15 protein-coding genes and 3 pseudogenes are annotated in these 13,793 nt (G+C 38.7%); 9 read left to right on the top strand and 9 right to left on the bottom strand.

Features of this window, described 5'->3' with window-relative positions; translation table 11 throughout:
• Positions 1–4: 4 nt before the first annotated feature.
• The 4 genes and pseudogenes from AF333_RS16170 to AF333_RS35465 all read right to left on the bottom strand — a co-directional run bounded on the left by AF333_RS16170 (position 5) and on the right by AF333_RS35465 (position 2,196).
• Positions 5–1,012 (bottom strand): sensor histidine kinase, encoded by a 1,008-nt coding sequence (locus tag AF333_RS16170; RefSeq protein ID WP_043063441.1) that lies wholly within the window; start codon positions 1,010–1,012, stop codon positions 5–7.
• The gene (locus AF333_RS16165) at positions 987–1,664 is read right to left on the bottom strand and encodes a response regulator transcription factor (protein WP_043063442.1); all 678 of its coding nucleotides are present in this window, start codon (positions 1,662–1,664) and stop codon (positions 987–989) included. The genes AF333_RS16170 and AF333_RS16165 overlap by 26 nt, the downstream gene beginning before the upstream one ends.
• Before the next feature lie 177 nt (positions 1,665–1,841).
• Positions 1,842–1,934 (bottom strand): annotated as a pseudogene (locus AF333_RS37485) (recombinase family protein); the annotation flags it as partial.
• An 85-nt stretch (positions 1,935–2,019) separates the two neighbouring features.
• Positions 2,020–2,196: a hypothetical protein gene (locus AF333_RS35465; RefSeq protein ID WP_235496515.1), complete on the bottom strand. Its 177-nt coding sequence runs from the start codon at positions 2,194–2,196 to the stop codon at positions 2,020–2,022.
• A gap of 77 nt (positions 2,197–2,273) precedes the next feature.
• On the opposite strand from AF333_RS35465, the pseudogene AF333_RS37480 reads away from it, so the two are divergent.
• Together AF333_RS37480 and AF333_RS16160 are read left to right on the top strand one after the other, a co-directional pair.
• Positions 2,274–2,378, top strand: a pseudogene (locus AF333_RS37480) (alpha/beta fold hydrolase); the annotation flags it as partial.
• Between the two features lie 107 nt (positions 2,379–2,485).
• Complete coding sequence (locus tag AF333_RS16160) at positions 2,486–2,674, top strand: hypothetical protein (protein ID WP_235496514.1); 189 nt, start codon at positions 2,486–2,488, stop codon at positions 2,672–2,674.
• Between the two features lie 227 nt (positions 2,675–2,901).
• Here the strand turns inward: AF333_RS16160 and AF333_RS16155 are convergent, their stop codons facing one another.
• The 5 genes from AF333_RS16155 to AF333_RS16135 form a co-directional block, all read right to left on the bottom strand.
• Positions 2,902–3,345, bottom strand: a complete 444-nt coding sequence (locus AF333_RS16155; RefSeq protein WP_235356559.1) for a MarR family winged helix-turn-helix transcriptional regulator — start codon at positions 3,343–3,345, stop codon at positions 2,902–2,904.
• 43 nt (positions 3,346–3,388) lie between these two features.
• A complete protein-coding gene (locus tag AF333_RS16150) occupies positions 3,389–3,931 on the bottom strand; it encodes an AAA family ATPase (RefSeq protein ID WP_043063445.1) in 543 nt (180 codons plus the stop codon).
• A 90-nt stretch (positions 3,932–4,021) separates the two neighbouring features.
• Positions 4,022–5,236: an MFS transporter gene (locus AF333_RS16145; RefSeq protein WP_043063446.1), complete on the bottom strand. Its 1,215-nt coding sequence runs from the start codon at positions 5,234–5,236 to the stop codon at positions 4,022–4,024.
• 407 nt (positions 5,237–5,643) lie between these two features.
• Positions 5,644–6,363: an SDR family NAD(P)-dependent oxidoreductase gene (locus AF333_RS16140; protein ID WP_043063447.1), complete on the bottom strand. Its 720-nt coding sequence runs from the start codon at positions 6,361–6,363 to the stop codon at positions 5,644–5,646.
• 38 nt (positions 6,364–6,401) lie between these two features.
• Entirely contained in the window at positions 6,402–7,832 is a 1,431-nt protein-coding gene (locus tag AF333_RS16135; protein WP_321167166.1) for an MFS transporter, read from the bottom strand.
• A gap of 170 nt (positions 7,833–8,002) precedes the next feature.
• Here AF333_RS16135 and AF333_RS16130 point away from each other — a divergent pair, with 170 nt between their 5' ends.
• From AF333_RS16130 to AF333_RS16110, 7 genes and pseudogenes are all read left to right on the top strand, one after another.
• Entirely contained in the window at positions 8,003–8,659 is a 657-nt protein-coding gene (locus AF333_RS16130; RefSeq protein WP_043063448.1) for a helix-turn-helix transcriptional regulator, read from the top strand.
• A gap of 233 nt (positions 8,660–8,892) precedes the next feature.
• Positions 8,893–9,072: a hypothetical protein gene (locus AF333_RS35460; RefSeq protein WP_235496510.1), complete on the top strand. Its 180-nt coding sequence runs from the start codon at positions 8,893–8,895 to the stop codon at positions 9,070–9,072.
• A 9-nt stretch (positions 9,073–9,081) separates the two neighbouring features.
• Positions 9,082–9,296 (top strand): annotated as a pseudogene (locus AF333_RS31905) (IS4 family transposase); the annotation flags it as partial.
• Positions 9,297–9,808: 512 nt separating this feature from the next.
• The gene (locus AF333_RS16125) at positions 9,809–10,399 is read left to right on the top strand and encodes a TetR/AcrR family transcriptional regulator (RefSeq protein WP_043063449.1); all 591 of its coding nucleotides are present in this window, start codon (positions 9,809–9,811) and stop codon (positions 10,397–10,399) included.
• 122 nt (positions 10,400–10,521) lie between these two features.
• Positions 10,522–11,898 carry an MFS transporter gene (locus AF333_RS16120; protein WP_043063450.1) on the top strand — a complete coding sequence of 459 codons (1,377 nt, stop codon included), beginning with the start codon at positions 10,522–10,524 and terminating at the stop codon, positions 11,896–11,898.
• Between the two features lie 50 nt (positions 11,899–11,948).
• On the top strand, positions 11,949–12,569 hold the full coding sequence (locus tag AF333_RS16115; RefSeq protein ID WP_043063451.1) for an FMN-dependent NADH-azoreductase: 621 nt from the start codon (positions 11,949–11,951) through the stop codon (positions 12,567–12,569).
• A gap of 344 nt (positions 12,570–12,913) precedes the next feature.
• Positions 12,914–13,432, top strand: a complete 519-nt coding sequence (locus tag AF333_RS16110; protein WP_043063452.1) for a DUF309 domain-containing protein — start codon at positions 12,914–12,916, stop codon at positions 13,430–13,432.
• Positions 13,433–13,793: the final 361 nt, after the last annotated feature.

Raw genomic sequence — 13,793 nt, 5'->3', positions numbered from 1 at the left:
AGTCTTACAATTTTGAAAGAAAAGTAATATTAACAGTCGTTCCTTTATCCTTTTGTGATTGAATTTGTATTTTATGTCCCAATCGATCCGAAATAAGCTTTACCATGTAAAGCCCAATTCCAGTAGCATTTCTGTCTCGTCTTCCACCATCTCCAGTAAAAAAAGGATCAAATACGCGATCGGTATCCTTCTCATCAATTCCAATACCATTATCAATAATTGAAAGAATAACCTTGTCCTCTTCTTTCATTGCTCGAATAAGGATTGATTCGCTTTTCTCTACTATAGAATACTTAATAGCATTTGATAGAATTTGCTCAAGCATGTATTGTGCCCATTTTTTATCGGTCAAGATTTCCAATTCATCTGGTATATCCACAATAGGATGGATTCCTTTATACCTAATTTCTCTTCTTCTTTCATTTAGCGCTTGATATACAAGTTGCTTTAACGGCATTCGTCGAGCAATAAAATCTCTTGAAAACTCTTCAATTCTAAGTAAGTTTAAGGCTTCCTCCAAATTCTTTTTCAATATCTCATTCTCTTCTTTGATGTCTTCCATATATTCATCATTTTCTCTTTCGGTAAGGCTAATTTCGCAAGCAAGGTGAATGACGGATACCGATGTTTTCATATTATGAATCCATTGTGAAAATAAGGCATTCTTATTGTTCTGTTTTACTTTATTGTCATAGAGCCTTGTGTTATATTCCTGATGGATTTTGGATAGCGTCTGGAAAATGAGTTTGTCTTTATTATTCGTGAAATGATGGGTGTAGTTAGGGCTCTTCCCTCCATCCTCAACCCCGCTTACAAATTTATGATATTGGTATACTTCAAACAATAAATAAATGGTGAAAAGGGCACCACTCAATATAACTGGATATAAAAACTCTTCGGTTCCCAGAAGAAGCATATAGAATGATACAATCAGGAAAGTATTGATAGTGTATACAAAGATCAACGCTTTCTTATCTTGTATTACATCAGTTATCAATCGGATAAAAGACATAACCCAATCCCCTTTTAGTTGTGATGACATGATTAAGCCCCAATTCTTTCAGCTTACTCTTTATTCTAGAAATATTAACATTAAGCGTATTTTCAGCCACAAACCTGTTATAATCTGTTAACACATCAAACAATTCATCTCTACTTACCAATTTCCCTGAATTCTGCATTAACAATTTGATTATTTTATACTCATTCTTTGAAAGCTCTACTGTTTTATGTTCATACTGCAATTTCAAACTATCTTCCAACAAAACGAGCTTTCCATCTTCTATCTTGTTTTCTTCTGAATATTGCATGGCTCTTCTTAAGACAGCATTGATCTTCGCCAAAAGAATTCCTACACTGAAAGGCTTTGTAATATAGTCATCCGCACCTAGCTCCATTCCTCTGATTTGTTCACCTTCTTCGCTTCTGGCAGACAAAATTATAATAGGCATAGTATGGTTTTTTCTGATTCGTTTCAAGAAATAAAAGCCATCAAGCGTCGGTAAATTTATATCAAGAATGATCAGTTGGGGTTCGATTCGATCAACAGTTTCCACAATACATTCAAAATCTTCGACAATAAAAACCTCATAATCGTATACGGTCAAATATTTTTTGATATATTTAATCAGCTTTAAATCGTCCTCTATTAAAAGTATTTTCATTACTTACCTCCAAGGTTATTAATGCTGGATCTAATGCTATTTTTTATATTCCCCCTCAAATCCATTACTTCCTTAATTTTCTTTCTTAGCTAGCTTGATCCTTTCATGTCGTCACATATGAACTAAGAGCTCTTTCTAATTGGTTAGCACCAGCCATAACAGTAGTTAAGAATTTAGAGTTAACTCTGTAACATAAGTACTGTCACCTTCCTGTAAATACTCTAACATTTTTTGAAGGTGTTCTCTGTCCTTTGTTGCTCCAATTTCCTTTAACTGCTGAATTTAAATAGATCAAATAAAAAAGGAAGACATTTTTGCCTTCCTTCCCTGCCTACAGCTACTAATTCCGAACCTTTTAGATAGAGTTTGACAGGGTAGCGTGGTTAGAAAGAGGAGTTTTGGAAAAAGAAGAGGTTGGATGCGCCCTGCGATCTGGCAGAAGAAAAGCCAGTATGCCTTTTTCCGACCGCTCCCGCCCACCGCCCTTCCTTCTTTTCTTCCTTCCCACCATAAAAATTTGTCGATGTATCAAATCAGATGTATATAGATATTGGTAAAAATTGATTCAAAAGAGAGGAGAGTGTTTATAAATGAGTGTATATAATCTAAGGCGGAAGAGGTAACGCCGATTCCTTCTCCATTGCTGACCATCTTTCCGATCAATACACAATTGTAACCTACGACCGTCGGGGCCACTCGTGCAATAAAATCGTTAAACATGATAAATATCTCGCCATTAATGGATAAAGATGTATAAATAGGGGTGAAAATCCACATGTTAAAGGCGTGCAAAAAATAAAACGGTTTTAGTACAGAAGGGAATGGATAGTATGACGTATGAGAACAAAAACGCAAATGCTAAACAAAATACACCTGCTATGGTCAATGAGTTAGAAAGAACGGTTACTGCAGAAGAACTGGCTGATCCTAAAAATGAAGTAATTGGAGCTGAAAAAGGTGCTTCTGAAGAAAAAGATGAAGATTGTGGTACTTGTAGACCTGGCCTTTAAATTAAAAGTATCTTGTCATTAACCACCTTTTCATTTACTGCTGAGCGCTATATAGCGAACACAAAAAAGCCCCGCCACCCATACGGACAGCGGGGCTTGATTACCTCCTCTTTTCCTTTGAAGAATTCTTCTTTGAACCGGAAAAAAAGAGTTGTTTTCACTTTAAGGGATAGCGAAAATTATAAGTATGAACCTTTGTCCCTTACTGTTACTTTATTAAAATGCCTCTAACTCTCTTTGCTTCGTTTTATGATTACATTGATGTCTTTCATCGTTTCAGTCATGTGCTTTAAATCTTCAAGCCTAATTTTAGAAAAATATTTTTCAATTAATTTTATGTTTACTTCTTCAAGCATGGCGGCATATTTCTTTCCCTTTTTCCCCAACATGATGAAAGCTTCTCTTCGATTAGCCGGATTGATTACTCGTACAATCATCTCCTGTTGCTCAAGCTTGGTTAAAACCTGACTAACCGCACTTTTCGAAATTCCGAACGCCAATGAAATTTCGTTTGCTGTAATTCTCTCATGTTTCGAAATGTGAATCATCATCACTTCTTGCTGTGATGTTAAATGAAATCGATCAAGTTCTTTTAATTCCTTTGTAATCAAAATGCCGTATTCGTCAAAAGCTTCATTTAATTGTTCAACAACGGCACGATACTCATTCAACAATTGATCACGACCTTCCTAATAAATCGAATCCTTATTTTAATTATACAAGCGCTTCTGTCCAAGCTCTTCGAAGAATTTCATCGACTGTATCTTCCGGTTTTTGTTCAGAAGTGTCAAGCCACAAACCAATTCTGGGCGTTTCATTGTGTAAAATATGCTGAAGTTCGGAAACTGTCCATGCGCCATATCCTTTTTTGGAACGAGCGGACTCTCTTGCCGTTACCACTTCTATGCTCGGAGAAAGTACGACTACAAACAGCGGGCGGCTACGAATCAACTCGACAAATTCCTTAAGATGTGAACCTACTATAACATCTTGTACAACAACATTAAATCCTGCTTCAAAGTATGCATCCGTTACAGAAGCAGCAATTCTGTAACGGAGGGACAATTGGCTTAGTGCTTCTTTAGAGGCATTAGGAAGCAGTTCATCCCGTCCAGCCACGATCATTTTTCGGAACATATCACCGCGCACATGAACTCCCTTATCGAATGTCTCGGTAAGAAGCTGAGCAACCGTCGATTTTCCCGCCGCCATAATCCCAGTAATAAGAAACACACACCGCTCTTGAGTTTGGCTCATCACTCTTTTTCTGCCCCTTTCTGATCGCCTTTCTATACTTATTTATACCACTCCTCTTTTTCATTCGGCAAACACCTCGAATGAGCCTGTTTAGCATATCGAGCGCCAATGTTTGGCCCTTACGTAAATCAGGACAGCAATCATCAATCCGATTACCGAGAAAACGGCCAATAAGGTGCGGACAGGAAACCCGATTGTCATCAAAAAGGAAAATAGCGTTTGAGCCACAGGATCGAATGCTGTTTGTGCCAAAAAAACAATGCTCATGACCCGTCCCATCAACTTCGGATCTGTACGCTCTTGAATTAAGACATCCGTTGGCATGAAGGCCATAAATCCGCAAAAAGCGACCGAGCTGGCTAGTAGGATAAGTCCTCCAATAGATGACATTTGGCTGAAAATCCATAAAAATACCAAGGTGCCAAACAGGAAGAATAGAATAAGCTTCCCGCGGTTCTTACGAAGTGTGATAAACAGCAAAAGTATGGTCGCCAATAGAGAACCGATTGAAAATCCGCCTTCCAAAAAACTAAGGTGAAGAGCTGTTCCATTCGCTTCCTTAACAAGTAGCGGGAGGCTGAGAAATATAGGGCCAAAAACAAAAAAGTTGATTACAATGATAATCAGAATGCCCGTTTTATAAAACGACGAACGACAAACATAATCCAGACCTTCACGAATTTCTTTCATTATACTTTGTTTTGTAGAATCGCTCGTTGGCTTAGCATCCTGGATAAACGGTGGAAAAACAAGAATAGCATGCAGCAGCATGGCGATCATGCTCACTCCAAAGGTTGCAGCGAACGAATAATAAGTCATCAGAACCCCTGCCGTAACTGGCCCGATTAGAAAAATCAATTCCTGCGTGCTATGAATCAAAGTATTCGCAGATTGTAGTTCTTCCTTCTGTACTAGAGCAGGGATACTGGATGAGAGCGCAGGAAAGAAAAAACCGTCCAGAGCTCCTAAACAAAACGCAACACCGAGCAATACAGGAAAAGTAAGCCAGTCGTTAAGATATGTCACTAGTAATATTCCAATGAGGAAAGCTTCGCCCAATCCAGCACTAAACATAATTTTGGATCTTTGTATGCGATCGGCCAACACTCCCCCTACCATCATCGTTACCATGCGTGGTAACGAAGCCGCAGCAAAAACCAATCCCATGTATTGAGGTAAGTGCAAATAATCTACCATATACCAGGAAATCGTAATTAAAAACATCGAAAAACTCAAAACCGCGAACGTTTCAGACATCCATAAAAACAAAAACCGCCTATTCTTTACTAATGAACGCAATTCCATACTTCCCTCCATACTACAAATAATAATTATTTATACACCATTTAATTAAGTTTAATTAACTTAATTATTTAACCAGATAAATCAGCAAAAACGTCTTATCTTCCGGATTAATCCAAAATAAGCGATTTCACTTTAGTTAATTAAACTTAACTATATGGTATAGGATCGTACTCATACTGTCAATTATAATTTTACATAAATTAATTGGTTGTACTAACGATCACAGACTGACAAATGATTAATATAAGCTATCAACAGGTGTAATAAGCGTTACACAATAATATGATTCTCTGTTGGTCAGATAAGGAAATGTCCAATGTCTTCTGCACTTTTGACATTTCCTTATCTTGCCTCCCCTTCTTTTTTAACTTACTCCTTCTTTCTTTTTGATCAGATTCTTCCTGCAATTATGCGTTCAAATCAGATATTGCCGGAATATGAATTTCTTTGACGCATGATACTTTGGACAAATTGGCTACACATTTGACCAAAGAAACAATATCTTGTACTGGGATCCTCGTTCCGTTGTAAGCGTCTATTGCCTTTTCTGCTCCATCTTCGTAAGGGATTTCTGCTGCAAGTTCCCCCGGATTGATGCATGTGACACCGATGCTATATTTTCGAACATGCTCCCGTAAAGCATTACCAATACCGCGCAAACCAAATTTTGATGCCACAAATGACACTTGCGAATGATTCGTATTTTCCAGACCAGCGGTAGAACCGATTAAAAATATTTTCCCGTTATCCGAATTTTTCATATGGGGCAGCAGCTTCTGAATGCAAGTAATCGCAGAAGTGATATTGACCTGGATCAGATTGGCGATATCTGTTGGGTCATCCTGCTCGAAGTCATAATGATCCTGAAATCCTTCTTTTTCCCATATTCCTACGTTATAAACCAACACATCGATCGTTTCATTCTCTAATACATCAGCAATCTCACTACTTGCTGTAAGTAACGATAAGTCTGCTTGGATCCAGCTTCGATGAACTCCATCATTGATCAGCAAGCTATCCGGGCGACTTCTGGAAACGATCCATACATTATCCCCAGGCTCCGGCAGTCCCTTGACAAGAGCATCTCCTAATCCTTTGCTTGCTCCAAAGACAATTATGTTTTTCATAGCTTCCTCCTACGTAATAGAGAATGGACTTTAAATCCTTATTTTTTTATGTGAGGTAATTGATATGCTGCAAGCAAGCTAATTAGTATTAAGATGAGTTGAATGCCTAGGGCTGCAGAAATCCCTAAGTATGGAGCTATTCCAACAGTATGGCTAATAGTAATTAATGCACCACCAATTCCAACAACGATACCTGGGGTAAAAGAATCAACAAATTGAAGACTGGCTGATACTTCCCCTTCTGTCCCTTCTGTTGCTTGTGCAAAGGAAATCGCACCACTTGTAGGATGTGCCAGCCCAATACCAAATCCTATAATAATTTGACTTGCAACAGCAAGAGTTATTCCTATAATAGGGACCCATACAATTACACCGATTCCAACACACATCATAAACACACCAATGAGTACACGCATTCGGCGGCCCTGTCCTTTATCCCGTTCATCAAGGCGAGCCTGTATATAAGCAGCTGTTGACCAGCTAAGTGCAGCTGACGCTACAATAAGACCTGCCGTATCAGAAGCATATCCCTTAACCTCTGTAAGAGCTAAAACTAAAAAACTTTGTGTACCCGTGTAGCATGCCATAAAAAGACCACGCGAAGCTAACATAGCTGGAAGCCCTGAACAGGCTACAAATGTACCGGAAGGCAAAAATCTACGAAGAGGTATTATCATAAGGATTAAACCTACAATCCCAAGAATTACCCCAAAGAATTTTGGCATCATCCCAAGACCAGAGAGTAATAACCCTGTCCCTATAGTAAGTTGAATTGCCCATAGATTGGTTTGACGCCTCCCTTCGTTTTGGACACCTTTCACTTTTAAGCCTTTAAATGAAGGCAAACTAAGAAATGCAGCTAAGATAATAAATGGGATAATTCCCCAAAACACAAAACGCCAAGAACTATACTGTGCAATTATGCCAGCTACATAGGGACCAATAAGAGCGGGAAGAACATAGGCACTTGAGAAAACAGCCAATATCTTCGTTCTTAACTCATCCGGGTAGCTAAGTGAAATGCTAGTATAAACGCATGTAAGAATTGCGCCTGCGCCAAACCCTTGCAGGGCACGAGCAATAATAAGAACAAGCATACTCTGGGTAACAGCTGCAATGATAAGCCCGATGGAAAAAATAAACAATGCGAAAATGAAAGGAAAAGCAGGACCACTTCTATCAATTTGTTGACCAATTATCATTGTTCCAAGAATTTGTGCTAATAAATAAGCACTAAATATCCAGCCGTAAAGCTCCATTCCTTGCAAATTTTTTGCAATGACAGGAGCTATAGTAGTAACAGAAAGTCCCTCGAATGCAACTGCCATTACAGCAAGAATAATACCAATTGTCAATGCACGATAACGCGAGCTAAATATGCCTTCTCTTTTATTTATGATAAAAACCTCCATTTCTATAATTTTCACTTTATAAAGTTTTTTATTTACAAAAAAGTGTATGCTACCCAAATAACTTTATAAAGTTTTTTCTTTATAAAGTTACATAAAACCAATTTGACTTTATAAAGTAGATTCTTTAGAATCAAATTGTATCCTCGAAAGTAACCGTTATAATTTTAGGATAAAGATATAAATAAGTTTGTGCGTTGTAACAACGGCTGTTATAGGAGAATTTAATTATGAAAAAGAAATCGTCAAGTACATCTACAACCAAAACACGACGTGTTATTGTCAAAATGCTGAAACAAGAGGGGCCGATGGATGCTCTTGCTCTTGCTTCTCATTTAGAAATATCTCCGATGGCAGTACGACAACATCTGTATGCTTTACAGGAAGAAAATTTGGTTACCTATAAAGAAGAAGCGCGTGCAATGGGGCGTCCAGCTAAATTGTGGAGATTAACATCATCTGCTGATCGTTTTTTTCCTGAAGGCTATGCAGAGTTAACTTTAGGATTAATACATTCCATAAATGAGGCATTTGGACAGGAAGGTATAGACCGTATACTAGCGCTTCGTAATCGTCAGCAAATCGAGAATTATTGCAAACAAATTCCTGAAACTTCCTCTCTTCCAAAGCGATTAGAGTTACTGGCCGAGATACGTACCAAAGAAGGATATATGGCTGAAATCCAACAGCAAGAGGGGGGAGATTTTTTACTTATAGAAAAGCATTGTCCTATTTGTGTAGTAGCTACAGCTTGTACAGGATTCTGCAGTAAGGAACTAGAAATGTTTCAGAGTATTTTAGGCTCTGATATTACTATTGAGCGAGTTGAGCATATTTTAGCCGGTGAACTCCGTTGTGCTTATCGTATAGGACGACTAACCGAGTAATTTCTGTTGGCGGGACGGGAATTCAGTAGGGATGATAAATATGGTTGTGACAAGTAACTAAAGAAGGCTTCAATGGAGCTCAACGCTCTACTGAAGTCTTTTATTCTCTTTTTTACATTGATCTTGTATATGTCAAACTTATGTTATTGGTTTTGTACGTAGTATTTTAATACTATAAATCTTACCGAATCATATTTATCCTTTGCTTAGATACTGGCCTATATACATCTGATTTGATACATCGACAAATTCTTGTGGTGAGAGGGAAGAAAAGAAGGAAGGGCGGTGGGCGGGAACGGTCGGAAAAAGGCACATTTGCCTTTTTTCTGCTGGAGCGCAGGGCCCATCCAACCTCTTCTTTTTCTGAATCACCCACTTCCAACCACGCTACCCTGTCAAACTATCAAGTGTAATTTATATAGTTATGCAGTTGTTTAGAAGCATCAACAGGGTTCTTATGAATGCGGAAGGATTCAATCAACGCTTTAATACAGCAGTCGTATAGTTTCTACAACAAGTATTAGCTCAACTTCTGAACCAAAAACTATCTCCCCTCACCCTTTTTTCTTCACGATATACTTCTCTTTTCAAACGTATTCGTATTTTAAATTCAACGGTATCCCTACCTCTTTCATTTGCTGTACCTCCATGAAACCATATAGTTTACAACAATGCTTTTGTACATCATAGAATACTTCAATAAATATAAGTATTGTCTAAACAGTGTAAACTATTTTATATCGTTGATAAAATGATAACAGAACATCCACAGAAGATGCGTAAGCCTCTCGCTTAGAAATCTCATATAAGCGTGTCCCTACCCTCTTAATCAGTTCTCCATAAAAAGTAATATCAATCGTACTTATGATATATTCCATCCTCTCTCCTGATTATAAAAGCTTTTTAAGTAAATCAATGATTTGGAACCTCCTTATGCAGTAAATTTATTTGAACAACAAATTCAAAATAGTATTATAAAATACTCCCTTGAGGAAGTGTAAATAAATACCACTTATTATCTTTAAAAATGTCAATAGGATAATCACTTTTTAAAATACAAAAACCAATTGACTTATTGACATTTTATAAAAAATGAAATACCATTAATGACAGTCAGTACTGACAGTCATTTTAGAAAAGAGGATAAGAATGGGCAGCAGTAACAATCTAAGTAGTGACGATAAACTACTATTAGCAGCGATCGATCTTATAGCAGAAAAAGGATACAATGGTGTATCAACCAAGGAAATCGCCGCCGCCGCTGGCTTAAGCGAAAAAACGCTGTTTCGCCACTTCGGCAGCAAGCAAAATCTTCTCGAAACTGCTTTTGACCGTTTTCATTATACTGAAGAGATGAAAAAACTTTTTAATGAGAAGCTCGTGTGGGATTTGCATGCAGACTTGCTCCTGATCAGCCGAACGTACCATGAAATTATGAACCGTAACCGGAAGATGATTCAGATCAGCATCAAGGAAGAAGGTAATTTGCCTGGGTTTCGAGAGAGAACACAGAAACATCCTCAACAACTAATGGAAATCTTGACAAATTATTTTACAGCTATGTCCGAGAAGGGCAAACTGATTCGGACGAACCCGGAAATGCAGGCGTTCTCATTCATGATGATGAATTTCGGTGCATTTATGAACAACTTGGATGCTGATGCTAACTTTCCAACCGTATCAATGGAGGCTTTTATAATGGAGAGTGTACAAATATTCGCTAGGGCTTTAACCCCCTAGTTTTTTTACAAGCACAATGTCAGTCAGTACTGACTGACATCCATCATCATTTCAATTAAAGTAACAGTAATCATTTTCTTAGGAAAGTAATATAGTATTTAGGCGAAAGGTGGATATAAAGAATGGAAACAGAAGTTACACAACAAACAGGAGAGAAATTGCTGCGCATCCTAGTGTTTACGCTTACCTTGTCTGTGATGGGGGCAACAATGTTCAACATTGTCCTTCCTCAAATCAGCGAAGCGTTTGATCTGACCATAGCTCAAGTAAGTTGGGTGATTTCAGCATATGGTCTTATTTATGCGATAGGAACGGTCACTTACGGGAAACTAGCTGACACGTACAAACTCAAAAATTTGTTGACGTTCGGATTGCTTTTATTTGCTTTAGGTTCCTTGATTGGTGTAGCCTCTCAGGAGTTCTGGATGATGCTTGTCGGAAGATGCATACAGGCAGTAGGAGCTGCTGCTATCCCAGCAACTGCCATGCTTATCTCAGTTCGCTACTTTCCTCCAGAGCGGAGAGGTTCAGCTATAGGCATGGCGGCCGTAGGTTTGGCTCTTGGCGGTGCCCTTGGCCCAGTTATTTCTGCCTTAATTGTCAGTGTTGCTCATTGGCGCTGGTTATTTTGTGTACCTCTCTTACTCTTAATCACACTCCCCTTTTACCGTAAATATTTAAGAGATGAGCAAGGGCATCCTGGGAAATTTGACTGGAGTGGTGGCGGTTTACTGGCTACTACAATAACCTTGCTGCTTCTAGGCATTACAAATGAAACATGGTGGTTTGTTATTAGCGGTTTGCTCGCTCTCGTACTGTTCATCATACGAATTCGCTCCGCTGCGCAACCATTCGTTCAACCTAAGCTTTTTAAAAACAGGAGTTACACACTCGGTCTAATGATAGCTTTCCTAATAAATGGAGTTGGATTTTCATTATATTTTCTAAGTCCCCTCCTTCTGGCCCATGTACATCATCTATCACCTGATTGGATTGGCTTTGCGATGGTTCCCGCTGCAATAGCCTCAGCAATTCTTGGGCGGCAGGGCGGTAAGTTGGCAGACTTGAAAGGGAATGCATATCTATTCTTTATTGCATCTGGCTTATTATTAACTTGCTTTGTTTTACTTTCAACCTTTACTGGAAGTTCCCCTCTATTCATTGCCACCTTTCTGATTTTCGGTAATGTGGGGCAATCCTTTATGCTTATTGCTATGTCCAATTCTATTTCGAGGACGTTGCCAAAGGAACAGGTTGGAGTGGGGATGGGACTATTTTCAATGCTGAATTTCATTGCCGGCAGCATGGCAACAGGGCTTTACAGCAAGGCAGTAGACCTTGGCTCTGAATTTCACCTGAATCCAGCAAATATCTATCCAAACAGCTTTATTTACAGCAATATATTTTTCATTCTTGCTATTTTGCATGTAGGTATTCTAATGGTTTACTATTTCCAGTTTGGTAGAGCAAAGACGAAAAGCATCCAGGCGGAAAGCTAAAGTTAGTGTAGCTCATGTATCAATATTACTTATATTTGGAGGATACTAAAATGACAACAACTTTGTTTGTTAAAGCAAACAATCGTCCGACAGAACACTCTATTAGCGGGAAGTTGTATCATGCATTTTTGGATAGCTATAGAGCCTCACATCCGAATGATACGGTGATTGAACTGGATTTATATAAAGAACAATTGCCTTATTTAGGTCATGTCATGATTAGTGGAAATTTCAAATCAGCTCAAGGAATAGAGCTTACACCGGAAGAGAAAACTGTGCATGATATTGTCACTAAGCACCTAGAACAGTTTATAGCCGCTGACAAAGTGGTCATTGCCTTTCCACTTTGGAACTTAACTGTTCCTGCTGTCCTACACTCGTACCTTGATTATATGCATCGTCCAGGTAAAACATTTAAATATACAGCTGAAGGCTCAGTTGGGCTATTATCCAATAAGAAAGTGGCTTTATTAAACGCAAGAGGTGGGATATATGTCGAAGGAAGTTCTTCTGAAATGGCTGTAAGCTTTGTTAAGAAGCATTTAACGTTTTTTGGTATTACCGATATTACTACGATAGTCATTGAGGGGCATCATCAATTTCCTAATCGAAGTGACGCGATTATTTGGGATGGGCTTCAAAAAGCTATTCAAGCTGCAAAAACATTTTAATGCCAGACTGATTTAAACTGCTTAGGTCACCTAACATAAGAAAAGCCGGTTACACCTCTTAATGTGGTGAAAACCGGCTACTTTTTATCTCTAGTGCTTAATATGATAAATCCGGCTGATGTTTTTAGCAGGGAGCTTCCTGTTATTTCAGTAATGATGGCAACTTCTAAAATCATTGAATATCCTCCTACGTGTAGTAAAATAAAGCCTGTAGCTTATTTCATCGTATATCCAAAGAAAAATATACTTTACCGGCAATACGGTTACTAATACAAAAATACGTTTCTGTCATTCTCTCCCCTACGATTGACAGAATAAGTGCAACAGAAAGTGAGGTACTATGGATGTATCCGCAAGCGTTAATTGATTATCTTGTGTATTTTCATGCCGACCGCGATTACTTCGAATGCCACGAAGTACTTGAGGAGTACTGGAAAAGCCTTCCTAAAGCAGAACGCAGCGATATGTGGGTAGGTCTTATCCAGATTGCCGTTGGTCTCTATCATCATCGGCGAGGCAATTTCGTCGGTGCAGAAAAAATGTTTAATAGCGCTATTCAACGCTTACATGAAGAAGAATTAGAACAATATGGATTTGTCGGACACGAATTAGTGAAGCGCTTACGCATTAGAAAACAAGAGCTGCATGAACAAAAACCATACAGCGATATGGATCTGCCAATTCATCCGGAACATCTGCTTGCAGCGTGTGAAAATCGATGCAGCGAACGTCAAGTTCGCTGGCTGTCACAAAGTGATTTGCAAAATGAATTCCTGCTGCATAAGCATAAATTGCGTGATCGAAGCGACGTGTTGGCTGAACGTGAAGCTGCGATCCTGCGTCGTCGAAACCTTTTGTCTTAGATAAGAAAAACGCGCGGGTGTTGCCTCTCGTCCTTTTTCCACAAAGAAACAAAGCGGCCGCTTTGTGTCACTTCGGACGGACCGACAAAATATATGGGTATCTCTATGCGGGAGACAATTGTCGGTCTTTTTCACCCGCTATGGCACACACCTCGCAAGTTTTTCAAGTGATACGATTAGATGGCAGAAACAAACTGTCTTTTGGCGCATGACGTCAGAGACGGTTTGTTTTTATGCAAGCCTATAAAAAGTCGGATGTTTATTACCTCTTTCTCTATCTTTTTTCCTTATTTTCTCATTTTTTACAATCCACATACCAACTCATTACCTTTCCTTAACATTTGTATGTTTTATAATATGG

The sequence above is a fragment of the Aneurinibacillus migulanus genome, assembly GCF_001274715.1.
Lineage (GTDB): Bacteria > Bacillota > Bacilli > Aneurinibacillales > Aneurinibacillaceae > Aneurinibacillus > Aneurinibacillus migulanus.
Note: the sequence above shows the minus strand (reverse complement) of the source record. Positions and strands in the feature narration are given on the sequence as shown.

Bases quoted from the DNA above. Each gene is read 5' to 3' on its own strand.
- AF333_RS16115 (WP_043063451.1), top strand. From the start codon at position 11,949: ATGACAACAACTTTGTTTGTTAAAGCAAACAATCGTCCGACAGAACAC.
- AF333_RS16130 (WP_043063448.1), top strand. From the start codon at position 8,003: ATGAAAAAGAAATCGTCAAGTACATCTACAACCAAAACACGACGTGTT.
- AF333_RS16150 (WP_043063445.1), bottom strand. From the start codon at position 3,931: ATGAGCCAAACTCAAGAGCGGTGTGTGTTTCTTATTACTGGGATTATG.
- AF333_RS16140 (WP_043063447.1), bottom strand. From the start codon at position 6,363: ATGAAAAACATAATTGTCTTTGGAGCAAGCAAAGGATTAGGAGATGCT.
- AF333_RS16160 (WP_235496514.1), top strand. From the start codon at position 2,486: ATGGATAGTATGACGTATGAGAACAAAAACGCAAATGCTAAACAAAAT.
- AF333_RS16120 (WP_043063450.1), top strand. From the start codon at position 10,522: ATGGAAACAGAAGTTACACAACAAACAGGAGAGAAATTGCTGCGCATC.
- AF333_RS16145 (WP_043063446.1), bottom strand. From the start codon at position 5,236: ATGGAATTGCGTTCATTAGTAAAGAATAGGCGGTTTTTGTTTTTATGG.
- AF333_RS16125 (WP_043063449.1), top strand. From the start codon at position 9,809: ATGGGCAGCAGTAACAATCTAAGTAGTGACGATAAACTACTATTAGCA.
- AF333_RS16165 (WP_043063442.1), bottom strand. From the start codon at position 1,664: ATGAAAATACTTTTAATAGAGGACGATTTAAAGCTGATTAAATATATC.
- AF333_RS16110 (WP_043063452.1), top strand. From the start codon at position 12,914: ATGTATCCGCAAGCGTTAATTGATTATCTTGTGTATTTTCATGCCGAC.
- AF333_RS16170 (WP_043063441.1), bottom strand. From the start codon at position 1,012: ATGTCTTTTATCCGATTGATAACTGATGTAATACAAGATAAGAAAGCG.